The following is a 23,067-nucleotide window of genomic DNA, read 5'->3' on the forward strand; positions in this document are numbered from 1 at the left end:
ATGCATAGCTCCGTGTATACCGGAAGCCCAAAACACCTCCGGAAGGCTATTTTCATTAGAAAAATTCATATTCTGGCAACGCAGGAATGCTTAGGTTGCCGAGTACCTGCCCTTGCTTTGCTCCTACACTACTTCATTTTGAAGATGCCGTTGAGCAGCATAATCCGCAATGTTCTGGAGGGTTACGTCGGCTATTCCCTGCAGTGCGTTGCTCGTAAAAAAAGCCTGATGGCCGGTAATGAGCACGTTATTAAAAGAAAGCAGGCGCATGAAAACATCGTCTTGAATGACCTGGTTTGAGAGGTCCTCGAAAAACAGGTGGGCTTCCTCTTCATACACATCCAGGCCCAGGTAACTGATCTGCTCACACTTCAGCCCCACAATGACGGCTTTGGTATCTACCAAGGCACCGCGGCTGGTGTTTATCAGCATCACCCCTTTCTTCATTTTGTTTATGGCTTCTTCATTAATCNCTGCTCACACTTCAGCCCCACAATGACGGCTTTGGTATCTACCAAGGCACCGCGGCTGGTGTTTATCAGCATCACCCCTTTCTTCATTTTGTTTATGGCTTCTTCATTAATCAGGTGGAAAGTTTGAGGCGTGAGCGGGCAGTGCAGCGATACAATGTCTGATTCTCTGTACAGTGTGTCGAGGTCCGTAAATTCGATGCCAATCTCCCGTTGCTCCTCACTTTCGGCCACATCGTAGCCCAGCACCCGGCACCCAAAGCCCTTTAAAATACGGGCGGTGCACAAACCGATTTTACCCAGCCCGATGAGGCCAACAGTTTTGCCATGCAAGTCGAAGCCCATGAGGCCGCTGAGGGCAAAGTTTCCTTCTTTTACACGGTTGTAGGCCCGGTGCGTTTTGCGGTTTAGGGTTAATATAAGAGCGATGGTGTGCTCTGCTACCGAGTAGGGCGAGTAGGCTGGCACCCGCACCACTTTTATTCCTAGAGCCACTGCTGCCTTTACATCTACGTTGTTGAACCCGGCACAGCGCAAGGCCAATAGTTTAATACCCTGCTCTGCCAGCACCTTCAAAATGTAGGCACTTACGGTATCATTTACAAACACACACACTACATCGTGGTCTTTTGCCAGCACGGCGGTTGCAGGGTTGAGGGGCACCTCCATAAAATTCAGCTCAAACCCATGGTCTTGGTTGGCCTCCATAAAAAATTGTTTGTCGTAAGCTTTCGAGCTGAAGAAAATAACTTTCATATGCGGATGTTTTTTGGTAGATGATCAAGTGTAATGCCTGTTCTGATTGCCTGCCCTCACTTTTGCTCCAGCATTCAATAAAATTAAACTAAGCTCCTTGCAAACTACGGCTATACTTGTTAAAGCGTTCAAAAGCAGCCCGTTCCAGCGCCTCCCGATGGTCGGGGTGTGCAATCTGAATGAGCGCCTCGGCACGCTGCCGCAGGTTTTTCCCCCACAGAAAAGCAATACCATATTCGGTTACAATGTAGTGAGCATGCGCCCAGATAGTTAACACACTGGCTCCCTGGTTGAGGAAGGGTATAACTCTGGAGATGCCTTTACTTGTAACAGAAGGCAAGGCGATAAGGGGTTTGCCGCCTTCCGACAAAGCGGCACCACGAGTAAAATCCATCTGGCTGCCTATACCTGAGTAAGGTGGTAATGGTGCAAAACTACAGCCATTCAGCCCCCTAAAAAATGACCGCATCCCCTACTCCATATGATAAAAGTCAGTTAGCGCTTTGGATCTTATTGAAGAGAAGAATTGATGTAACACTTTTGTTTGTTTCGGCCAGGCAATTAGTTAGGCGTTGTAGCAAATTAAAAGCTATTAGCTGGCGTTAAATTGCTTGTGAGGCAAGTTGTGCTGTAGTTATTTATCCTGATCTTTCACTCTTATTTATCATCCAGTAAGGATTGTGTGGGCTAGAGGCACAAGCAGTAGTTAGTCTAAGTTCGCATAGCATCTGCTTTTGCTGTGACAGCGGCGTAAAGCTATTTCATTGCTGGCTTTCTTGTTCTTTTTGTCTTGATACAAAAAGAACCAAAAAAATCAAGATGCTCCAAATCGAGGGCCCCTACCCCCACTCGCTGAACGCTCAGACAGTGGAGCCTCATATAGTGCACTTGGCAACTTTATTCGCTCTGTAGCCTCCTGCCGCAATACATTGCTTTTGATTAGCTACTAGCTAAATTATTTTAATAAAAACACCCTTGCAGAGGCAGTTTAGGGCTTTGAGGCACTAGGGTTATGGTGGTGTTTCATGAGGAAAAAGGCCATGGCGGATCTGCTGCAGGCACCGGAGCGGGCTGCAGTTGTCGAAAAAAATGAATTAACAGAAAATTATGCCCTTAGCGGGACTAAGAGTGGCCGGTGCTGTATTGCACCTGAGCTATTACTTCCAGGTCTCTTGGCTGGCTCAGCTTCATTTCCCGGTCCACCTCAAATGTTTCCAGGGGACTGTCGGCTATAATAGCGTGCTCTAGCAGAAAACGGTGGTGTTCGCGGTCTGAGCCTGGCAGCACTCCCCACACCACAGGTCTGTCTTCAGTATCGCGGCCGTAAACGTAGGGCGCCAGCAGTATGTCTTCTCGCTTGCCGTTGGTATGGGTGTACACAAAGTGCAGTAGTCGTTGGTGCTCAATGGCTTCGATTATAGATAAGAACTTCTGATCGCCCTCCAGGTAAAAAATGCCTTTGTCGGTTATGCGGGCCAGAAAAGGTTTGTCGGCGCCAGTTATGTGCGGCTCATCAAAGGCAGACTCGTGGTGGGTTTCAATTAAGCCATCAAGCGCCATTTCGTCCACTTCTACTTCTGATAAATCGTTACGGTTTTCGTTAATCAGGGGAGTTAAATCATGAAACTGGCCATCGCCACGAAACTGATACAGGTAAGATAAAATCTTGTTAACCATGGCTTTTAGTGTTTTGAAAATTCAGGTGAAAGTTTCGCAAGCCTTAACCGGCTGATGCGCAAGATCATAACATCTGGTTGGGCAGTACAAGGTACGGAGCTTGTTTCCAGCACATGATAAAGTAGGCCATTGGCGCTGCGAAAATTAACGACAGCACCAATGCTTAAATGTACGAAAAATTAAAATATTAGCTGATAAAATATTGAATTTAGATGACACTATTTTACCTGTGCTACTTTATGAGAAGAAAGACCTTAGATCATTTCAATACAAACAGGCTCCGGAAGGGTAATTTCATTAGCATAATTGTATTGCCGGGTCAGCCTCTCTCACGCTATTAAGTATCGGATGTGTTTCCGGATTCGGAAGCTTTGAGTTGTAGCTTGTTTTGCCGTGACTTGTAGCGGATGTTCAGAATAACACCCAGCAATACCAGCGCCATGCCCCAGTAAGTCAGCAGGCTGAACTGCTCATCGAAGAGAATATAGCCGAGTACCAGGGCGTACAACATGCCGATGTAATTGAGGTTGGCAACCTTAGAAATTTCCTCTGCCTGGTACGACATGGTCATGTAATACTGCCCCAGTTGCGTCAGGATGCCGACCAGCAACAGCATGAGCCAGTCCCATCCAACAGGGTTTACCCACCTGAACATGCAATACACTCCCACCACCGGAAGCGAAACCAGCGGGAAGTAAAACATAATAACCAGCGGATGTTCCTGTGTATTAATTTTGCGAATAATGGTATAAGCCAGGCCCGAAAAAACAGAACTGAGTACTCCGATCCAGAGGTAGAAACTGTCTACGTTCACTTCCACTCCGTTTATGACTAAAATACCGGCAAACGATAGCAGGAAAAACACCCATTGCCAGGGCTTTACCTGCTCCTTTACCAGAAAGATACCCAGAATAGCTGTAAAAATCGGGGACATGTATTGCACGGTAGCCGCAGTGGCCAACGGTATGTTCTGCAGCGTGTTAAAGAACAGCAATAACGCTGCGGCACCTGTTGCTCCCCGTGCTATAAGCCATTTGTAGTTAGAACCCAGCACCGGCACACGCGCCTTCCGCAGCACCACATAACTCATCACCAGAGACACAATAGAGCGGAACAGGATAACTTCAGCGGCCGGAATATGCGCCAGCGACTTCACGCACACGTTCATCAGCGAGAAGAACAGCGTGGACAACAACATATACCTGACACCTTTAGAAAACATGCGTATGCGGGCAACGAGACAAATAATTGTACAAAATTCAGCGCAACCTCACCAACTGACTGGCTGGAACAGGAGTAAAGTTCTGCTTTAAATAGACCGGAAAAAAATGAGAGCTTAAATAGTTTTCAGGATTTTATTCATCTTCCTGAGGCTGAGGGGGCATGCCTGCACTGTAGTTTCGGATCAGGTAATTCATTTCAAGGTCCACAGCTCCCAGGGCCATGCGCGTTTCAGCTATCAGCAAAATGGTAGCATAAAATAGAAACACCGATCCGAAAAGCCCCAGCGCAACCGGCACCCACAAGGCCATGTACCCAATAGCCTCCAGCAAACCAATGGTAACGCTGGTCGCCACAAACACAGACAAAGCAATATAGAGCAAGCTGATGGTCTGCTGCAGTTTACGAGAGCGGTAAGCGGCACGGTACAACAGTTTGTAGAGCAGTTCTTTTTTTTCAGTATTGATTTCGCTGGGCTTTTTCTTCATCAATTCCTCAAACTGCTCCGAGAGCTTTCGGGCCCGCTCTATACTCCTGGCCAACCTTTGCGAAGTAGTCAGGATCAGTTGCCCGGTGGCCAGAATCAACACAACCGGCGTTATCATAGCAGATAACACCGTTAATGTCGACATATTGGTGGCGAAGTCAGTTAGCTCCATCTGCCTGATACACGCTTATTCCCATTAAGGCCAGGGCTTCCTGACCGGTATGTTGCCGAGTGAGCTGTACCACCACCGGTACATCGCTTTCCAGCACCCCACCGTAGGGCACTCCCAGCGGCACTGCCTGCGGATCTATCAGGTCGTTTATGTTGAACATCCTGATGCGCTGTGGCTGTACCTTTATCTCGTATACTCCAACCGGATCGGAATCGGTGTAGTAGAAGGTGATGTTCACAGTAGCTTCTGTAGGGGAAGTGTTCAGAATAGAAAGCACATCTTTGCTGACATACTCCGGCTCCTCTCCGGTGCTATTTACTGGTATAATGCCTCCGGCAAATGCCCAGTTCTTTTTCCCGTATTGCCTGTTTTTCATATGCCCAGAATCTTTTTTAAGTAGCCGTTCAGAAATAAGCCATCGGGGTCAAGCTGCTTTCTAACTTTCAGAAAAGCATCCCATTTAGGATACAGCGCCTGCAGTTGCTTTGCTTGCAGTGAGTGTTTTTTACCCCAGTGTGGCCTCCCTCCAAAGTCTCTGAAGATCGGCTCCATATCGTCGAAATATTTTTGGTACTCTAGTTCGCTGTTCTGCAGGAGGGCAATGGTAACAGAGTCTCTGCCGTAGAAGGGACTCAGGTAGGCATCGTCGGCGGCAATGGTGCGGTACAAAACCCGCCAGCCTACATAGTGCCGGTGTTTTGCTTTAATTCGCTTGCGGACTTCGGCAAAACATTCGGGGCCAGCCTCTAAGGGAATGGCGTATTCCATTTCTTCGTACTTCAGGTCGCGGAACTGGGGTAGCACTTCATACAGCCAGCCTTCGTCGTTTTTAGTGCGCTCTCCGAAAGAAATATCCTGCATGCCTTCGCCTACCTGATTACAGATTCGCAGTTTGGTCATGTCGTTGCGTGGGTACCAATACATGTCGAACATGCGGTTGTCGGTTATCAGGTGCTGCAAGTGCTCCATGCTTTCATCTACGTGGGCGCAAAATTCTCTTCTGACATACTGCCTGGCCGGCTCTGCCTGTATGCTAAGCTGTGTAAAAAAGCCCAAGGCTCCCAACGATACTTTGGCTGCCCGCATGGTATCCGGATGCTCTTCCATCGTAAACGATCTGGTTTCCCCACTCCCATCTACCAGCCTGCAACCTACCATCATTCCCGAAAGGTTCTGAAGTTTAAGGCCGGAGCCGTGTGTGCCGGTTCCAAAAGCGCCTCCCACAGATTGCATGTCTACATCGCCGGTGTTGTGCATGCTCAGGTCCAGCTTAATTAAGCCTTCGCCAGCTTCTGCAATGCTGGTGCCTGGCAAAATATCTACCCTGCAGGTGTCGCTATCGTGGCCAACGATCCCTTTCAGTTTTTCCTGTGAAATAAGGATATGCTGAGTTTCAACCAAAGGAACAGAAGAATGACCTGCCCCTACTATTCTAGGCTGCTTTTGCTGTGCAATCGCTTGCTGAATAAACTGAGCTACTTCTTCTTCAGAAGCTGGTTTTTCTATTCTCTCCGGCTCGAATTTGACGCTGCCAGACCAGTTTTCCCATATTTTCGCCATGCAGAAGCTCTTGAATTAACAATATAAGTTTCCTTAAACCCAAAAATGGGTCTGAAGGTTAAGAATCGGCGCACCAAAGGCTGCAGGCAAAGGTTATATCACTAAGGACTTAGGTGGAAGGTGGAAGAGAATTACGGTCTGGGACTAATACATATCAGCTAGTCCGAGCTCTTATAAGGTTGAAAAAAGCTCTGGAAGTCCAATTTTATTAGAATAATTTAATTCAGGAGAAAATTTTGATTTAGTTCATACTTCAAACCATACGAAAGAAATAAGAGGTGTTGATTTTATTTAGTGGCAATTATATTTATAATCTGCTGTCAAAGCTACAGCTCCTACCTCAAAACTGCCTTACTACAAAATTATATAGGCACCTACTAAACAAGAATACTTAACCTAATAACCTAAGTCAACTTTGGCAAAAGATCTGGATCCAATTAACTCTACTATTGCCGAGTTTTGACATTATCATAAGGTTTGTATCCACTTAATCCATAGAAAATAATATAAATATAGCAGCATAAAGGAACGATAAACGCTACCTCCCAAGAAAAGTGATCTATTAAAATACCTTGGGCATACGTTAGTACGGCCCCACCTACAATTGCGGTTGACAGCAATCCGGAAGCCTTTGAAGTAGATCGCCCAAGCCCGTTTACTGCTAATGAAAATATAACAGCAAACATGATAGAATTGCACAATCCAACTAATACCAACGTCCAAACTGCCAGATATCCTGTTGACATGATGGATGTTAATACTAATGATGCAGAGATGGCGGCAACTACTGCCAATACTTTGGAGGGCTGTAAGAGCTTTAACACATATGCACCTACAAACCTACCAATGAGCATACCGCCCCAATAAACTGACAAGTACAGATTGGCAGCATGTTCCTCTATTAAAAGAGTATCTGCAATGTAATTTGTTAAGAAAGAACCTATAGCGACTTCCGCTCCTACATACATAAACAGGGCAATAATACCATAATTCAGGTTTCTGTAGCTAAAGATAGATGGCGGCTTTTCTGCTATTTTTTCCTCACTGCTTGTAGTAGCATTTATTTTGGGTAATGCCATACGGAACACTACAATACCGATTAACAACAAAGTGAGGCTGATTACCAAATATGGTTTTACTAAAGCATCGCTTGACTCATTTGATTCCTGTAACCGAGAAAGAATAAAATGAGCCCCAAAGACTGGCGCCACTGTCGTCCCAATTGATCCTACACCTTGGATGAGTGACAGTCGGGAGGCAGCGGTTTCAGGAGACCCTAATGCAGTTATATATGGATTAGCGGCAACCTGTAATAAGACTATACCTGTGGCAACTACAAACAATGCTACTAAAAATAGCTCATACTGATGGTACCAGGATGCAGGCAGGAACAGAAAAGCACCTAATCCTGCAACTAAGAAACCCGCCACCATTCCATTTTTGTACCCAATTTTTTCCACTACTTTCCCTGAAGGAATAGACAGTAAGCCATAGGTTAGGAAAAAGTAAAATTGCACCAGCGATGACTTTGAGTAAGTAAGGGTAAACCCTTGCTTAAAGAAAGGTACCAGGGTATCATTTAAAACAGTAATAAACCCCATCATAAAGTACAACACCGCTAACGTACATAAAGCTGACCCGTACTTTCTTTTATGTGTAGCCTCCTGCGTTACCTCTAACTGGTTTTTTAAAGGTAACATAGCCATAGTTTAAACTCTTGCTTGTGTAACATAGAATAGAATTATTGAAATGTTGCCAAATTATTGTAATGAAAATGCTCTTACAAAGAAAAATTTAGCAAAACTAGCCAAGGGGCAATTACGTCAATTTAACTTTTCTGCAACACCAACAATTTTTCTCTTTTCAATTTTTTCCATTGTTTGCCATAGCTGATACAAGCCCCGGGGCACGTGAAAACAGCCCTTCCATTTTCCTCCTTTCAAGGGGAGTAATACTTCGCCGTATCTGTTCAGGTAACCAAACCATTCACCATGCTCCTGATCTACAAAGTGGTCCCAGGTATATTGATGAAGTTTCTCAAACCAATCCCAGCATTTTTTATTGCCTGTGTGCAAGTACCCTTTGAGTGCTGCAACCATGGCTTCGATATGCACCCACCATAGCTTCTGATCCCACTCCAATTGCTGAGGAGGGTTGCCCTTGATGTCCAAAAAGTAAAAAATCCCCCCATGCTCCTTGTCCCAGCCAAACTCCAGGGTAGAAAGCACAATATCTACACATTGGTGTATTAAGCTTGAGTTATTTGTTCGCTCGGCTATGTCCATCATAAACCACATTGCTTCCAATCCATGCCCTGGATTAACCAACCTGCCCTCAAAGGAATCAGAAAAACGCCCTTCCATGTCTACATTTTCCAGTATCACGCCCAGTTCTGGTTGATAAAATGTTTTCATCACAGCCTTTACTCCTTTGGCAATGGTCTGCTCTACCACTTCAGGATCAAGTAAATGCTCTACCTCCAGCACTAAATTGCACATGATCATGGGTAGCGAAAACCCTTGCAGGTTGCGGGTACCCGGATAGGTTTTTGAGAAACTACCTTTAGGGTTCTCCTGACGTTGTAATATCTTGTTGAAAGTTTCTATAGCAATCTGAGCGTACTCGTGGTCGTCTGTTGCCTTGCTAAGCTGTGCAAATGCCATGGTTGCAAAACAGTCAGAGAAAATATTATAGGCCTGCGTTAAAGGTTCCCCTTCTTTAGTGAGAGAAAAGTACCATTCTTTACGATCGTTACGCCCCTTATTCTTCAGGAATTCAGCTCCCTGAATAGCAAAATCCAACCACGGCTGTACCCCTCTTGCATTGTAAAGCATTGAAAAAGTCCATACCTGCCTGCACTGCAGCCACATAAACTTATCGGTATCATAAACGCGCCCTTCTCTATCTAAACACGTAAAAAAACCTCCATTTTCCGCATCCGCAGAGTGCTGCATCCAAAAAGGAATAACGTCATTTAAAAGATTGGACTTGTACAGTTCTGCGTATTCAGTGCTATTCATTTCATTTAGAATTTAATTAAACATGTAAGGCTTATCCAATTGCCTTGATAAAAGCTGATGATTTAAAGGAGAAGAAATAGTTGGAGCCGTGTCAGCTTGGTTAAACAAATTTTACTATCTAACCACAAAAACAAATGAGCTTTGTGTTTTAGCAGGATTTGATGTTCTAAGGGCGATGCCTTTTATAAGTCCATCAGAGCCATCATCAATTGGACCGGCCATTTTAAAGAGTAGTCGTTTAACCTCCTAATCCGGATAGTTTCAGGTATAGCAGTTTATCTGCAGTGCTATGTCAGCTACAGCTCGCACTATTGCTCCTGTCACCATCAAGCTTAAATGATGTTCCTATTTCTGAACAATTCTGCTCACTTTTTCCATTTTGGCTATAGAGAAGCAGACCTAAAAATATTCAGATAGATTCGTCAGGCCATTAGAGTTATATATTTGACACAGCACCCAAAAAGAGGGTACCGAGCTTTTTAAAAAAGCTCGGTATATTGTCTGAAAAGTCTAGAGATTATATTCAAGTACAGCGACCAGTGGCAAGTGGTCTGAGGCATAGCGTTCCGGAACGGTGTAATAATCTTTTACAGTAAACATAGAAGCTGCTACCTTGTTCAACAGGATGTAATCAATTGTAGTTATCGGCCTTCCTGCCGGAAAAGTAGGCGGACAGATGTTGCCGCACCCCATCGTGAACTCTTCCTCATACAAACTCCAGTTTTTGTTTTTAGGATTCATATTAAAATCACCTCCTATAACAATCGGATGCTGTGCCAAGGGGCCAAGCACCCTCATTAGCTCTCTGGTTTGCAATTCCCTGTTTTGATCTGTCAGGTGGTCTAAATGCGTTGCCACAAACACCATTTTCTGCCCCTTAGCAAATTCAATTTCTATGATGCCGGCAGCACGCAGTTCAGCACCTGAACCATCTTCTACAGGCAAAGAATGAACCGAAGAAGAAAGAATAGGAAAGCGGGATAACAAGGCGACCCCGTAATCTCCTCCAGATCTGTCAATTGCTTTTGCGAAGAAATAGTGCATACCCGTTAACTTAGCCAGTTCCTGCGCCTGGTGCAAACTTTTGCCAGACCTGTTTGTATGTACATCTACTTCCTGAAGCGCAACTAAATCAGGTTTTTCCCCATTAATAGCCTTTGCTGTGGCAATTAAATCTACTTCTCCTGCTGGCTTAGAAGGCGGGTTGCCAATATGTATATTGTAAGACATGACCTTAATCGTCCGCTTTTGGGGCTCAGGCGTTCCTTCTGAAGAAGTCTTGCACGAAAGCAGCAAGAGTAGGGCAAAAAAACCTGCCAAGCACTTTAAATTCATAAGCTGAAAATAAACTTTAAATAAATTGATGAAAACCATCTCCCTCTATTTCATTCAATATCGCCACAATGGTAAGAATAGGGAACAGATTGGCAATAATGCATTGCGCTGCTTTCTACCAGCCCGGATTTTGACCAAGTGCAGGGTTAATTAACCGCTCTGCCTCAGGTATTGGGTACAGATAGAATCTATCGTTCCAGGTTCTGGGAATGGTATTTAACCAGATAATCTCACCTCTGTCACCCTGAGAAAGCACCAGAGGGTTAGGCCTTCCATTGATATTCTCAGAGACGTTAATGTAAGTTACTCCGGGTATCGGCGTGCCGGGCATGGTCTTAAAAAACACGACATCCAAAACACCATCCTCATTTAAATCTAAAGGAGTATCTAAACTTGGAACATACATCCCATTCCATACCTTTTCCAGCAGTTTGCCTTTATTCCAACGCACCAGATCATAGAACCTAAATCCTTCAAGCGCCAGCTCTATACCTCTTTCTCTGCGTACTTCAAGTAGTGCCGGGTTGTTGATTTCAGGAAAATACTCCCGCTGTAAATAAGGGTCAACTGCTGTTGGCATTGTGGAAGTACCATTTACAATTCCGGCTCTTCGCCTTAAAGCACCTATGGTTTGGCTCCAGTCAAGATCATTCAAAGTTCCCAATTCAGCTTTAGCCTCAGCATAATTCAATAAAACCTCACCATACCTGATCACAGGAAGTATATTGTCATTCCGGCTGCCACTGTCATAAAACATATCGTCAAGGGTCCATTTAATAGGTTGATAGCCAGTATAGGTGTAGGAAAACACAGGAGGAGAAGCGACTACAGTACCACCATTTATTCTGGTGTACCCTTTTGTCCTGATTGTCTGGCTTAACCTTAAATCCCTGTTTTTAACCTCCTCACTAAATTCCATTGTTTCATACTGAGCATTATTCGTGAATGGGGTGCCATCCAGGTTCAGGTAGGTATTTATAAAGCTTCGGGTAAAATTTGCCCTGTCACCATAGGTGGCACTGGTCCAGTACCAGTTAGCGTCATGGTACAGTGCCAAATTATCATCATACACATTAGCTAGCAATACCTCATTGGTGACCGGCGATTTACTAACAAAGAGCTGTCTGTATGCCTGAGCACCACTCCCACTTGTATGAAGGGAGTAAGAATAATCCTCCATTACGGCATTTGCGGCATTTGCGGCCTGGGTCAACCATTCATCTGCTGTGCTGCTTAGGTTATAAGAAGTATGATATTTCCTGAAAGTACCTTCGAAAAGGCAAACCCTGGACTTAAATGCATAGGCAACCGGTTTGGTGATCATGGATCTCGTGCCATCATTCGTTGTCCGAATATGTTTAATCGCAAAGTCCAGGTCTTGCAGAACCGAATCCATGACCAATTTCCGAGGATCTCTGCCATTGAACAAGTCTGTGTCGTTTACATCAAACGGTTTATTTATCCAGGGCACATCCCCAAACCTTTTCACTTTATCAAAGTAGAACCAGGCTCTAAAGAATCTGGCAATACCCATATAATGGTTCCTGGTTTCTTCCGGAATAGAGCTTTTGTTGTTGTTTTGAATAAAGTAATTGATGTTTCTTAGTGCGTCCCAGTTCCAGCCAGTACTTTGCCTCGGCCCATAAGCACCTGGTCTAATAAAATCAGGCACCTCTTTCCTGGCAATGTAATCAGACATGGCATCTCCACGCACAATATCAGAAGCTGTGGGAAGTATGTTGTAAAAGGAGTTTGAGTAGAGCGCCAGCCCATTCTCACTTACAAAAATCGCATCTTTCCCGACTGTTGACCGAGGTGCCTGATCAAGCTTTTCACAGGAAAATAAGCTGAAAGACAGTAGGAATATAATATAAATTCGCTTCATCATTTTTAACTTCAGAATGTAATAGACAGCCCTATAGAATAGCTTTTTAACATCGGATAATTGAATCCATCGCCATGGTTAGTAGAATCCAGATCCTGATCAGAGGCACCTGTATTCTCAACATCTATATCCCTGGTAATTTTATGCAATGGCGAGTAAGTAAACAGGTTCTCACCAGACACATATACTTGGGCAGAGTTAGCCTTTAATCTGGAAGCAACTGCTTGCGGAAGGTTATACCCGAACTGAATGTTCTTTAAGCGTACATAGGCTATATTCTGTAAATACCTGGTTTGTGTCTCCCGCAAAGTACCACCTCCTGTCCAGGCAAGATATCCTGTATATCTTGGGAAGTAGGCCTCTGGGTTATCTTCTGACCAGATGTTGCCAATTTGTGACTTAGGAGGATGACCATAGGGTGCATTATACTGCCCCCAGAAAGTGTTGGCTCCCCTACTTGGGTACCAGTCTTGTTTACCCACCCCCTGGAAAAATGCGCTAAAGAAAAAGTTACTCCAGTCTGCGCCCAGGTTTAGCCCAAATCTATACCTTGGTTCTGAATTACCGATAATCTTTCTGTCACCTGGAGAATCTACAGTATTCTCACCAAAGTCGATTACCCCATCGTTATTAAGATCAGCAAACTTAATATCACCAGGTCGCCAAACACCTGTGGCCGTAGTATTAAACAGACTTTGATCCGCCGATCGCCTTACGTCTTCACTGGAAGTAAAGAATCCAGCTGTTTCAAAGCCCCACATTTCACCAATACGTTGGCCCTCATAAAAGTCGTTCAGCCTCTTATCCGGGTTATTGTATTTCAGAATAGTAGATGTATGATCCGACACAATGGCCCTTACATCGTAATTGAAAGGTTTAGCACCAATGGTAAATTGGTCGCGCCAACTTACAGACAGTTCCCATCCCTTTGTTTCCAGGTCGGCATAGTTCCCTCGCGGTGTGGCAGCCCCAAAAACTGCAGGTAGTCTAACACCAGGTGTAAACATATCAGTGGTTTTGCGGATATAGGCATCACCTACAATACTCAGCCTGTTGCCAAGTAGCGACAAATCAATACCAATGTTCTGTGTAGTGGCCGTTTCCCAGGTCAGGCCAAAAGGAATAACGGAAGGATTGTTGGTATACTGTGGTCTTACCCCATTCAGGATTCTACCGAGCTGACCAACTGAAAGTTGTTCCTGAAAAACATAGGATCTAATATTGCCATTTCCCAGGGAGCCGTAGGAAGCTCTCAGTTTAAAATCAGAGACGATGTTCTCGGGTACAAACCAGAAAGGTTCTGAGGAGATTCTCCAGCCGGCAGAAACGGAAGGAAAGAAGGCAAATCTTTCGTTTTCAGGAAACTTAGAAGAACCATCGTAACGGCCGTTCACCTCCAGCAGATACCGATCTTTGAAATCATAATTCAACCGGTAAAATCCACCCATTATGTTCCACTGCTCCCATCCACCCGTTGTTATGATAGACTGTCCTAGAGCTAGATTCAGGTCATCCGCATTTTCATAGATCAATCCATTTCTCTGTGCTCCTACTCTTTTCGAAGTGCTCAATTCATAATTAAATCCGGCCATTGCCTTTAGGCGATGAACATCCTTAAAAGTGTTCTGATATTCTCCATATAAGTTAGAAGCTATGTACTGTGTTTCTCTGTAAATCTCGCGCAGGTCATTTGTATTAAGGCCAACATGTTGTACTACTCCTGGCATCCGGCTGTAAGGTACAGGCACACGAATTCTTTTTTCATTATCATCCAGGTTTTGAAAGGTAAAATCGCCTTTCAACCGAAATTTGTCCTCAAAAAATCTGGCAGAAAAGCTTGTTGTATTCCGAAGCAACCTCCGATCAGAATCCATTCCGTTCCTGCCATACCAGAAGTCTCCCACTGTAAAAGCTGCTGAATGCGTAAGCGTACCGTCAGGGTTGAACATAGGTGCCATTGGAGGCCCTTCTGCAACCATATTTCGCCAAATGCCCCCACCCTCTCCAACATTCAGCGGATTGTGGTATTGTACATTAGAGAAGTCTGTGTTATTCTCAAGAGTCAACCATGAAAACACATCCAGTGCTCCTTTAGCCCTGAAATTATACATTTTGTAGTCGTCGGAATTGTGTTTGAAAATTCCTGGTTGGTTCAGGTATCTACCCGTTACATAAAAGCTAGTCTTTTCCCCACTACCTGAGAAAGCAAGGTTATGCTCCATAGAATAGGTATTCTTTTTATAGAGTTCATCAAGCCAGTTTGTATTTTCATAATAAACATACTCACCGGTAACCGGATCTACCTCTACTTTAGGCAGAGAAGGATCCTTGGATCTGCGTTCAAGTTCAGCCAGGTAAGCTGGTGAAAACTGCAATGTTTTGTTTACATTTTGCGGTGTGCTGGCGTAGTTGTTCCAACTAGAAAACGCCTCATTGAACATCGTTGCCCATTGATAACCATCTGTAACAAAGTCAGGGATAACAGTGGGCTTTTTGATAGCGAAGTTAGTGGTATAGGTAACACTTGTTTTATCTTTGGCAGGTTTTTTCGTGGTAATCAACACTACCCCAAATGCACCTCTCGCCCCATATACACTTGCAGAAGCAGCGTCCTTTAACACAGAGACCGTTTCTATATCGTGGGGGTTAAGCAAGGCAGGATTTCCTTCTACCCCATCAATCAGCACCAACGCGTTGCCGCCTTGCCCAATAGATGTTGCTCCCCTAATATTAAATGCCGGTGATTGCGTAGGCTTACCGTCGGCCGGCGTCAGATTTAAATTTGGCAGGACGCCTTGTAAGCCTTGCGACAAGTTGGTAATAGGACGATTCATAAAAACATCGGCTGAAACCTGATCAACCGCCCCCGTCAGATTCTCCTTTTTCTGGGTTCCGTAACCGACCACAATCACATCATCCAATGAATGAGCTTTGTCTGTCAATGTTACATTCATCTCTCCAGGTGCTTGATAGGAAACACGCTGTGTGTTTGTTCCGAGAAAGGAGAAGACAAGTACCCCGGGAGACTGAGGAACCAGTAGCGAAAACTTACCTTCCGGATCAGTTGCTGTCGCTACTTGAGTGCCTTCTACATGAACACTCACACCCGGAAGCGGCTCCCGATCCTGAGAGACGACCGTTCCTGTGAGGCGCCATGTCTCTTGTGCCTGCACGCTTCTGCCTATGCTTTCCTGGGCTGCGCTCATGCATAGCAGCATGATGAGGACAACAGAAAATTTAAAAAACTGTATCATGATGTATTGCTAACTTTCAGTGGGAATGGTTTGCCTAAATACTAAATCATTAAAATTGGAACACCACATCGTCCATGTTAATGCGGGGCCTGTTATTGTTAGCAAATGGAGTTGACGAGTTCACAAATCTGAACCTTACCTCCTCGTTCGCACCAGCATTTACAGCTACCTCATCTGTAATAAGGGTTTGCGATTGCACATTAATGGTAAGTTGCTGCAGGAAGGTGTAAGTTTTTCCGCCGTCTCTGGAGATCTCCACATCAAGTGTAGTCGGATTCATATTGGCAACTTCAGCGCTTGCCGGATAAATGCCGTGAGATACTCTCAAGGATTTTACTCCCTGAAGGTCAAAATTCATACTTATAATACCATTTCGCTTATCGTTTCCTACTGTACCTTGTACACGCAGGCTTTGTGCTCCGTTTTTCATGTCTGCAGCAGTAGCAGCCGTTATGGCTCCATCTATGGTCCAGACACCAGTCTTAAAGCTCAGTTCTTTCACATCATAGCTTGTGTTAGTGGCGTCTTCAAAATCCTCCAGCACTTCTATCATCCCTCCAAGTATATCGTCAGTGTTTCTAGGATTGATATAAAACTTGTCACCCTTTATTCTTATGATACCTGTATAGGAATTAGCAATGGCCGGTATGTCTATATCAGAGAAAACAGTATTAGGTTGGAGCATAGAGTAAATGGCCCCTACTCCGTCTCTTAACACAACCTCACCTTGGAACTTCCCTTGCGTTCCACCACTCAGGCTAACATCAGAGACCTTTGCGAGTATAGGTCCCCAGTATTCGGCATTCACTACAATATCAGAAAGAGTGGTTGTTTTTGGAGTAATGTCCACAGACCTTCCTGTTTTCTCTATAGCAGTTGTACTTAAATTAGAAATCACTAATTCTCCATTCTTGTTAGCCAAAGTGGCTCCTTCCAAATTAAGCGTTACTTCGTCGCCCTTCACGAAGCCAGAGCTTGCCGATACCTCCAGAATAATAGCAGCATCTTTTCCTTCTTCCTGCAATGCCATTACCCCTGCTTCCATATTGCCGCCAGCCACATCAGATACCACCACACCTTTAATGGCTGTAGCACCAAACTTTAAATCATCAGACTGCTGCACTTTTCTTAAACTTGTAATATTTTGTGGTTTAGACAACGGTACAGGAGCTGAGTCTTCATTTTTGTTACAAGCCCAAGTTGATAGCAGCAGAATAACTACTAGCCCACGGCTTAAAATCGTTTTTATCATTTCTTTAGAAGTAAGGAGTTTAGACATTTGGATATATGGTTATGTTTTAATTGATGTGATTGTTTTCTTTTACCATTCCAGAAAGGCTTGAACAATTTTCCACAGACTGACTTTATTTGAGCATTGTGTTGATTTTGTCAGTTGCCAAATGCTTGAACTGACTATTGCCTTTATAGTGCGCGCTCGTATTATCCCAGAAGTTTTGATTATCTTTTGTAAGGATGAGGCTGTTGATAATCCAGCTTTGTGTCCAGCCGGTCAGAGTGCCCCAAGGTCCCCAGCCAGAATCTGCATTCGACGCCCAATAATCCCAACGGGCATAGTCAAAGGCCCTGAACCAGGCACCATCTAAATCTTTATGCGCAGGACTCTTAACTTGAACTCGTACCAGAAAATCAGCTATTTTATTGGATGCGGCTTTGTAGGCCGGATTATCGGTTGCAGCGGCAGCCTCGTTTAGGGAGAAGGAGGCAAAATTTAAGGTGTATAGTAAATCTGTTGCCGGGTCGCCATACTCCGATATAAGCGGAGCTTCTTTTGAGCCATACTCCTTGTTAGAGGCGATACGACCATATCTTCCCAAACCTTCTTTTCCAAGTCTTTCCCTGATTGCCCCGCTCTCGTGCAAATCCTCCAGCAGTTTATCCGCTACTGTTGCCAACCACTGCCTATGCTCAGCAGCATCCTCCACACGCACAAGCCAAGCCAAAGGCAATAACATTCGTGCATATTCCTGCTGAATACCATTTGTCCATTTCCAGTCGGGGTGCTTGCGCATGGTAATGGCAATGGCATCTTTGGCCTTTTGCAAAAGAGGCGTATAACCTGTTTTATCGTAAAGCCAGAGGTAGCAAGCCCAGAGCCAGGATTCATAGTGAGGATGAACATTTACAATTTCGCGGCTGCCTAGGGTTTGCCAGTCGGTTTTCTGCATGGCTGCATCTCTGAACCAAGGGCCCCTGAAACCGTTTTTGCCAGCTGTTCTGAAATTACCCAGTATACCTTCTATTAAATAGGCATCCCAGTCATCTGTATTTAGATTAGCGGAAGCGCCAATGGTAGCTAACAATGCGCGCGCATTATCATCACCGTAGTAAGCGTCAGGATCTGTGGTGGCCCAGCCAATTAACCCGAACGATGGGCTTTGCGCATCATTTCTCTCCCCAGACCGCAGATTAGACACCTTGTACAGGTGATGCAATAAATTTTGGGCAGTCTCCTTATATTCAGCTTTGCCGGTCATATTTGCCGAAGAACTAAGTGCAAAAGCCACCTCCGCCTGACAGTCTGCCCGGAGCCACCAACGGTAGGGTTGCGACCCATCTGCCTGAATAAAAGAGGCATGTCCTTCCAATATTCCTAATCTACCATCACCAACAGGATAATCCGTGCCTATAGGCGGATGCACCACTTCTATCCCATTTTTGGAGGTTCTTTCCTCAAAAACCCCTTGCCAGGATGGGTGTATAAATAAGCGCGCATTGTAAAACCAATCTGCACCTTTAAGAATAGATTGCTCAAAGGCGTTTTCCGGAAGTGCCTGCTTTTGTGTGTAGGCAGGGCTTACATCCTGCGACCAACTGTCCAGTTTAATATTTCTTTTTGGAAGCAAGTCCTGCAAAATAAACTCCCACACTTTGGCCCAAGAAGAGGCAGGCCCAAACCTGGAAGTAATGGCATCGCTTAACTTTGTTGAACTGACCAAAAGCCCCTGATGCCTGAACAATAACGGGTAAGCCTCAATATCCTGAATGCCATAATCTGCTTTGTCGTATCCTGCTACTTTACCCAGTATAATGAGCGGACTTTCTGAAGTTTGTAAGGGTATAAAGCGGTGGTCATTCACACCTAGTAGCTCAAGAGAATCAAGACCGGAAATTAAAGAAGTTGTAACCACTCCCCTCTCTAACTTTATTAGCTTGGTTTCTTGCGAAAGCTCTACGCCCGGAAGAGTGGCAGGATATTCCAGAAACACTTTCAGTTTTTTCCTTCTGATCTCTTTAAAAGACTTCTCCGCGAGTAGCAAGCGTTTAGCCGGATAAGATTCGGCAAGCAAAAGCACAGCATCGTTTTTACTGGCCATTCTTATTGCTTCATCTGGGTGCTGAAACAACTGAAAATTGACGTGATTTTTCAGCAGTTGCTTCACGATATCGTTATCACCCGATGCAGCTACTAATAGACGTTGACGTTTTAGATTACTCTCCCCTAAAGCTTGTTGGAAAAAGAAGAATAAAAGCAATCCTACAATAAATGAGACTTTACAATTCATTATTTTGATTCAACCTGTTAAATATCAGAATATATACCACCTATAGTTTTTAATTTTTTTTAATAAGTAGCAGGCAGTTATTAATTTTTTATTTCAACAAAAGTATGTTTTCAAAATTTACTTAAATATTTTCCCTTATTATCTTTATGTTATGATTAAAACTTCAATTAGAAATATATCTTTGTCGGTGTGTATAAGCTAAAAGGAATGTCGAACACAAAAGGATTAAAAGGAGCCCTTATGCAGGAGTTGCAGCAGGAAGAAATGAGTGGAGTTTCTTATAAAAATACCTTGTTGAAAAAACAAGTATTAGAAATCTTATCGAGCAAAGGGAATTCTACTTTAGCTGATTTAGGCAGACAACTAAATGTTAGTACCCCCAAAATAAACGAACTTATTTTGGAGCTCATGACAGAAGGCTTGGTTCGTGATTTTGGGAAAAGCAATGCTGGAATTGGCAGAAAGCCTAATACCTATGGCTTAGAGGCCTCCTCAGCTCATTTTATCGGGGTGGAAGTTAAAAGAGAGTCTATCAACATTGGATTGATGGATTTTTCGGAAAAGTTTCTAAAAATTGACCTGGATGTTTCTTTTCATTTAGAGAATTCCAATGAGTCTCTTGATCAGTTATGCTTCATTATCGAAGAATTTATAAAATCAACCAGTGTTCCCAAAGATAAAATCTTAGCTGCATGTGTGAATATCTCTGGAAGGGTAAACCATAAAACAGGCTACAGCTACAGTTTTTTCCATTTACACCAGGAGCCTCTCAGCGAAATCATCAAGAATAGAATTGGCATCCACACCTATCTGGAAAACGACACCCGTGGAATGGCTTTTGGCGAATTTTACAATGGCATTGTCACATCAGAGCAAGATGTGCTTTTCATCAACATTGATGAGGGAATCGGAATGGGTATCATGATCGATGGCAAACTGTATTATGGCAAATCCGGATTTGCAGGTGAGTTCGGACATATACCAATACTACCTAATGATATCATTTGCCATTGCGGCAAGAAAGGCTGTTTGGAAACAGAAGCTTCTGGACTTGCTATTACCGAGCAATTCAAGAAAAGGCTAAATCAAGGAGCCACGAGCATACTCACTAATTGGGTTAATGACATAAAAAAAATAAATCTACAGCATATAATTCATGCGGCTCTAAATGACGACATGCTCGCTATAGAGATTATTTCGGATGCAGGCGAAAAGATTGGCCGGGGAATAGCTGCCATCATGAACCTGTTTAATCCGGAGTTAATAATTTTAGGTGGGTCACTGGCAGAAACAGATGCCTATATCAGGCTCCCAATAAAATCTGCCATTAACAAATACTCCTTGAGCCTGGTAAATACTGATACAGAAGTAAGGATGTCCAAACTTGGTAAAAAAGCAGGCATTATGGGAGCCTGTTTACTGGCTAGGGACAAAGTTTTGTCTATTCATTAAACGACCTTTCTTACGTCAACTGTAGCAACCCACGTTGACTAACTGGCTTATGTAAGTACCCCATTTTTCGGACAGTATAAATGAGACTTTTCTCAATGTTTTCTACTCCCACCACTATGAAGTGGTAATGTGGTAAACTTGCTGTGCAGGCCTTGTGTCAGGGGAGCAGTTTTCCATATTTCCACTGCTGCTCTTTAGCGGCCATTCGCTCGGCGTCAGGTTGCCCAGCGCTTCATGCGGCCTTCTGGTGTTGTATTCCTCCATCCACTGCTCCGTTAGCTCCCTGACCTCCTCCAACTCGAGGAACAGGTAAGCATCCAGTATGTCCCTCCGGTAGCTCCCGTTGAGGCGTTCGATGTAACCATTCTGCATCGGCTTGCCGGGCTGAGTGTAATGCAGGCCGATCTCTTTCTCCCTGCACCAGCTGGTGAAATCGGCGCTGGTGAACTCCGGCCCGTTGTCCACCCGGATGGCTGCTGGCCTGCCGCGCCAGTCGATGAGCTGCTCCAGCGTCCGGATGACCCTTTTGGAGGAAATGGAAGTGGCCACCTCTATGGCCAGTGCTTCCCGGTTGCAGTCGTCTATCACATTGAGGGTCCTGAACCTGTTGCCTGAGGCCAGGCTGTCACTCATGAAGTCCATGCTCCAGCTAAGATTGAGCTCCGCCTGCTTTACCAGCGGCTGCTTCACCCGTGCCGGCAGCCTGCGTCTGCCCCTTCTCTTCTTATTGAGCTGGAGCAGCTTGTAGACCCGGTACACCCGCTTGTGGTTCCACGCCTTGCCGGCCCGCCTCAGGTAAGCCAGCAGTTTTCGAAAACCGTAGGTAGGGTGGGCGGCGGCCAGTTCCTGCAGGGCGGCTATCACCTCGGCGTCATCCTTGCGGCTCCTGTAATAGAACTGGGAGCGGGCAAGGCCGGTGAGTCGGCAGGCCCTGGCAACACTTAGGCCGTAGTCCGAGATGATCTCCTCGGTCAGTTGCCTTTGCTGCCAGGGCCCCAGCCTTTTTTTGTGATGACCTCCTTGAGTATCTCATGGTTAAGGCTCAGGTCCGCGAACATCTTTTTGAGCCGGGCATTCTCTTCCTCCAACTCTTTGAGGCGCTTCACCTCCGAGGCCTCCATGCCCCCGTACTGGCTCTTCCACCGGTAGAAGGTGGCCCGGCTGACATTCAGCTCCCGGCAAATATCCTCTGCCTTCCGGCCTCCCTCGTGCTCTTTGAAGGCCTTGATGATCTGGCTCTCGGTGAATCGTGTTTTCTTCATCTTTGCAGTTTAAATGTATAACCTGTCTAGTCCTGAAATAGGTTGACAAAAAAGTCAACGAATATGAAGGACAAAGCATTAAGAGAACGTATTGTAGCTGAGTATCTCACCTCCGGGCAGAGCTATCGAGAAGTGGCCGATAGATGTGGTGTTGATTACCGTAGCCTGCACCGTTGGGTAAAGGAGTACCAAGGGCGCATGAAAAAACCACACAAAATCAGAAGAGCCAGGCTGCTGCGGGAACTGCCCACAGACAAGCTGCCGACCGATGTCGAGACCCTGCAATCTGAGCTGCGCAAAGCCAGACTCTACAACCAAGCCCTGCAGGAGGCGATCCTTATAGCCGAGGAGGAGCTCGGAACCCCCATCCTAAAAAAGTCTGGTACCAAGCAATCTTGAGAGTGGAGCAAAGAACGCCCTTCCAAGCAGTTGGAGTGCTTTGCCGCTTGTTTGGTTACAGTAGACAGGCGTACTACCAGCATCTCAAAACCAGGCAGCAACAAGCGCTGCAGGAGGACTTGCTTGTGCAAGAAGTATTACGAATCCGTCGCACGCAGAAGCGGCTGGGTGCGCGCAAGCTGCTGGTGGTGATGTCACCTTTTATGGTAGCCCATGGCATTGAAATAGGCCGAGACGCTTTCTTCGAGCTTCTGCGCGAGCGCGATCTGCTAGTCAGGAAGCGACGGCGCTCGAAGCCTCAGACTACTTTCTCTGGTCACTGGCTACACAAGTACGAGAACCTGACTGTCGGTTTTGTGCCCAAAGCAGCCGGGCAGCTGTGGGTGAGCGACATCACCTATATTCACCTGGAGGAAGGCTTTGCCTATCTGAGTCTGATCACCGATGCTTACAGCCGTAAGATCGTCGGCTGGAATTGCAATGTTTTACTGGAGACTTTTTTCAGGCAGCCACTGTTTGATTGTATAGGAGGTTTTCATACTGGCAAGGAGTCATGTAGCCCAGAGCTGAATGCCTCCTTTTCCGGTTATAGA

17 protein-coding genes and 2 pseudogenes are annotated in these 23,067 nt (G+C 45.1%); 2 read left to right on the forward strand and 17 right to left on the reverse strand.

Annotated features, from left to right (window positions below; genetic code table 11):
* Positions 1-123: 123 nt before the first annotated feature.
* The 15 genes and pseudogenes from ACMA1I_RS19800 to ACMA1I_RS19870 form a co-directional block, all read right to left on the reverse strand.
* Positions 124-363: pseudogene (locus ACMA1I_RS19800) on the reverse strand (2-hydroxyacid dehydrogenase); the annotation flags it as partial.
* Positions 364-452: 89 nt separating this feature from the next.
* On the reverse strand, positions 453-1,226 hold the full coding sequence (locus ACMA1I_RS19805; protein WP_414703947.1) for a 2-hydroxyacid dehydrogenase: 774 nt from the start codon (positions 1,224-1,226) through the stop codon (positions 453-455).
* A gap of 88 nt (positions 1,227-1,314) precedes the next feature.
* A pseudogene (locus ACMA1I_RS19810) lies at positions 1,315-1,641 on the reverse strand (acetyl-CoA hydrolase/transferase C-terminal domain-containing protein); the annotation flags it as partial.
* 707 nt (positions 1,642-2,348) lie between these two features.
* Positions 2,349-2,903 carry a hypothetical protein gene (locus tag ACMA1I_RS19815; RefSeq protein ID WP_337070216.1) on the reverse strand — a complete coding sequence of 185 codons (555 nt, stop codon included), beginning with the start codon at positions 2,901-2,903 and terminating at the stop codon, positions 2,349-2,351.
* A gap of 337 nt (positions 2,904-3,240) precedes the next feature.
* The gene (locus ACMA1I_RS19820) at positions 3,241-4,125 is read right to left on the reverse strand and encodes a DMT family transporter (protein ID WP_337070217.1); all 885 of its coding nucleotides are present in this window, start codon (positions 4,123-4,125) and stop codon (positions 3,241-3,243) included.
* A 133-nt stretch (positions 4,126-4,258) separates the two neighbouring features.
* Positions 4,259-4,756, reverse strand: coding sequence for a DUF2721 domain-containing protein (locus ACMA1I_RS19825; RefSeq protein ID WP_337070218.1), 498 nt, complete (start codon positions 4,754-4,756; stop codon positions 4,259-4,261).
* A gap of 13 nt (positions 4,757-4,769) precedes the next feature.
* Positions 4,770-5,159, reverse strand: coding sequence for a sensory rhodopsin transducer (locus ACMA1I_RS19830; protein ID WP_337070219.1), 390 nt, complete (start codon positions 5,157-5,159; stop codon positions 4,770-4,772).
* A complete protein-coding gene (locus tag ACMA1I_RS19835; RefSeq protein WP_337070220.1) occupies positions 5,156-6,343 on the reverse strand; it encodes a D-arabinono-1,4-lactone oxidase in 1,188 nt (395 codons plus the stop codon). The genes ACMA1I_RS19830 and ACMA1I_RS19835 overlap by 4 nt, the downstream gene beginning before the upstream one ends.
* Positions 6,344-6,789: 446 nt before the next feature.
* Positions 6,790-8,049, reverse strand: coding sequence for a sugar MFS transporter (locus ACMA1I_RS19840; protein ID WP_337070221.1), 1,260 nt, complete (start codon positions 8,047-8,049; stop codon positions 6,790-6,792).
* A 117-nt stretch (positions 8,050-8,166) separates the two neighbouring features.
* The gene (locus ACMA1I_RS19845; protein ID WP_337070222.1) at positions 8,167-9,363 is read right to left on the reverse strand and encodes an AGE family epimerase/isomerase; all 1,197 of its coding nucleotides are present in this window, start codon (positions 9,361-9,363) and stop codon (positions 8,167-8,169) included.
* A gap of 510 nt (positions 9,364-9,873) precedes the next feature.
* On the reverse strand, positions 9,874-10,593 hold the full coding sequence (locus tag ACMA1I_RS19850) for an endonuclease/exonuclease/phosphatase family protein (protein ID WP_337070223.1): 720 nt from the start codon (positions 10,591-10,593) through the stop codon (positions 9,874-9,876).
* Positions 10,594-10,813: 220 nt separating this feature from the next.
* Positions 10,814-12,586, reverse strand: a complete 1,773-nt coding sequence (locus ACMA1I_RS19855; RefSeq protein ID WP_337070224.1) for a RagB/SusD family nutrient uptake outer membrane protein — start codon at positions 12,584-12,586, stop codon at positions 10,814-10,816.
* 8 nt (positions 12,587-12,594) lie between these two features.
* Positions 12,595-15,837 carry a TonB-dependent receptor gene (locus ACMA1I_RS19860; protein ID WP_337070225.1) on the reverse strand — a complete coding sequence of 1,081 codons (3,243 nt, stop codon included), beginning with the start codon at positions 15,835-15,837 and terminating at the stop codon, positions 12,595-12,597.
* Between the two features lie 49 nt (positions 15,838-15,886).
* Positions 15,887-17,116: a DUF5689 domain-containing protein gene (locus ACMA1I_RS19865; RefSeq protein ID WP_337070226.1), complete on the reverse strand. Its 1,230-nt coding sequence runs from the start codon at positions 17,114-17,116 to the stop codon at positions 15,887-15,889.
* A gap of 85 nt (positions 17,117-17,201) precedes the next feature.
* Entirely contained in the window at positions 17,202-19,361 is a 2,160-nt protein-coding gene (locus ACMA1I_RS19870; RefSeq protein ID WP_337070227.1) for a hypothetical protein, read from the reverse strand.
* Positions 19,362-19,568: 207 nt separating this feature from the next.
* On the opposite strand from ACMA1I_RS19870, the gene ACMA1I_RS19875 reads away from it, so the two are divergent.
* Positions 19,569-20,813 (forward strand): ROK family protein, encoded by a 1,245-nt coding sequence (locus ACMA1I_RS19875; protein ID WP_337070228.1) that lies wholly within the window; start codon positions 19,569-19,571, stop codon positions 20,811-20,813.
* A gap of 114 nt (positions 20,814-20,927) precedes the next feature.
* On the opposite strand, the gene ACMA1I_RS19880 is transcribed toward ACMA1I_RS19875, so the two are convergent.
* Positions 20,928-22,075 (reverse strand): IS3 family transposase gene (locus ACMA1I_RS19880; protein WP_337070229.1). Its coding sequence is split into 2 segments (ribosomal slippage): positions 20,928-21,814 and positions 21,814-22,075, totalling 1,149 coding nucleotides; the frame shifts between segments, so codons are not numbered across the junction.
* Positions 22,076-22,138: 63 nt separating this feature from the next.
* Here ACMA1I_RS19880 and ACMA1I_RS19885 point away from each other — a divergent pair.
* A complete protein-coding gene (locus tag ACMA1I_RS19885) occupies positions 22,139-22,474 on the forward strand; it encodes a transposase (RefSeq protein WP_337070230.1) in 336 nt (111 codons plus the stop codon).
* 501 nt (positions 22,475-22,975) lie between these two features.
* Here the strand turns inward: ACMA1I_RS19885 and ACMA1I_RS19890 are convergent.
* A complete protein-coding gene (locus tag ACMA1I_RS19890) occupies positions 22,976-23,038 on the reverse strand; it encodes a hypothetical protein (protein WP_414703948.1) in 63 nt (20 codons plus the stop codon).
* Positions 23,039-23,067: the final 29 nt, after the last annotated feature.

Source organism: Pontibacter sp. 13R65 (assembly GCF_047525655.1).
GTDB lineage: Bacteria > Bacteroidota > Bacteroidia > Cytophagales > Hymenobacteraceae > Pontibacter.

Coding starts and splice junctions, on each gene's coding strand:
- ACMA1I_RS19815 (WP_337070216.1), bottom strand. CDS start 2,903: ATGGTTAACAAGATTTTATCTTACCTGTATCAGTTTCGTGGCGATGGC.
- ACMA1I_RS19820 (WP_337070217.1), bottom strand. CDS start 4,125: ATGTTTTCTAAAGGTGTCAGGTATATGTTGTTGTCCACGCTGTTCTTC.
- ACMA1I_RS19825 (WP_337070218.1), bottom strand. CDS start 4,756: ATGTCGACATTAACGGTGTTATCTGCTATGATAACGCCGGTTGTGTTG.
- ACMA1I_RS19830 (WP_337070219.1), bottom strand. CDS start 5,159: ATGAAAAACAGGCAATACGGGAAAAAGAACTGGGCATTTGCCGGAGGC.
- ACMA1I_RS19835 (WP_337070220.1), bottom strand. CDS start 6,343: ATGGCGAAAATATGGGAAAACTGGTCTGGCAGCGTCAAATTCGAGCCG.
- ACMA1I_RS19840 (WP_337070221.1), bottom strand. CDS start 8,049: ATGGCTATGTTACCTTTAAAAAACCAGTTAGAGGTAACGCAGGAGGCT.
- ACMA1I_RS19845 (WP_337070222.1), bottom strand. CDS start 9,363: ATGAATAGCACTGAATACGCAGAACTGTACAAGTCCAATCTTTTAAAT.
- ACMA1I_RS19850 (WP_337070223.1), bottom strand. CDS start 10,593: ATGTCTTACAATATACATATTGGCAACCCGCCTTCTAAGCCAGCAGGA.
- ACMA1I_RS19855 (WP_337070224.1), bottom strand. CDS start 12,586: ATGATGAAGCGAATTTATATTATATTCCTACTGTCTTTCAGCTTATTT.
- ACMA1I_RS19860 (WP_337070225.1), bottom strand. CDS start 15,837: ATGATACAGTTTTTTAAATTTTCTGTTGTCCTCATCATGCTGCTATGC.
- ACMA1I_RS19865 (WP_337070226.1), bottom strand. CDS start 17,116: ATGTCTAAACTCCTTACTTCTAAAGAAATGATAAAAACGATTTTAAGC.
- ACMA1I_RS19870 (WP_337070227.1), bottom strand. CDS start 19,361: ATGAATTGTAAAGTCTCATTTATTGTAGGATTGCTTTTATTCTTCTTT.
- ACMA1I_RS19875 (WP_337070228.1), top strand. CDS start 19,569: ATGTCGAACACAAAAGGATTAAAAGGAGCCCTTATGCAGGAGTTGCAG.
- ACMA1I_RS19885 (WP_337070230.1), top strand. CDS start 22,139: ATGAAGGACAAAGCATTAAGAGAACGTATTGTAGCTGAGTATCTCACC.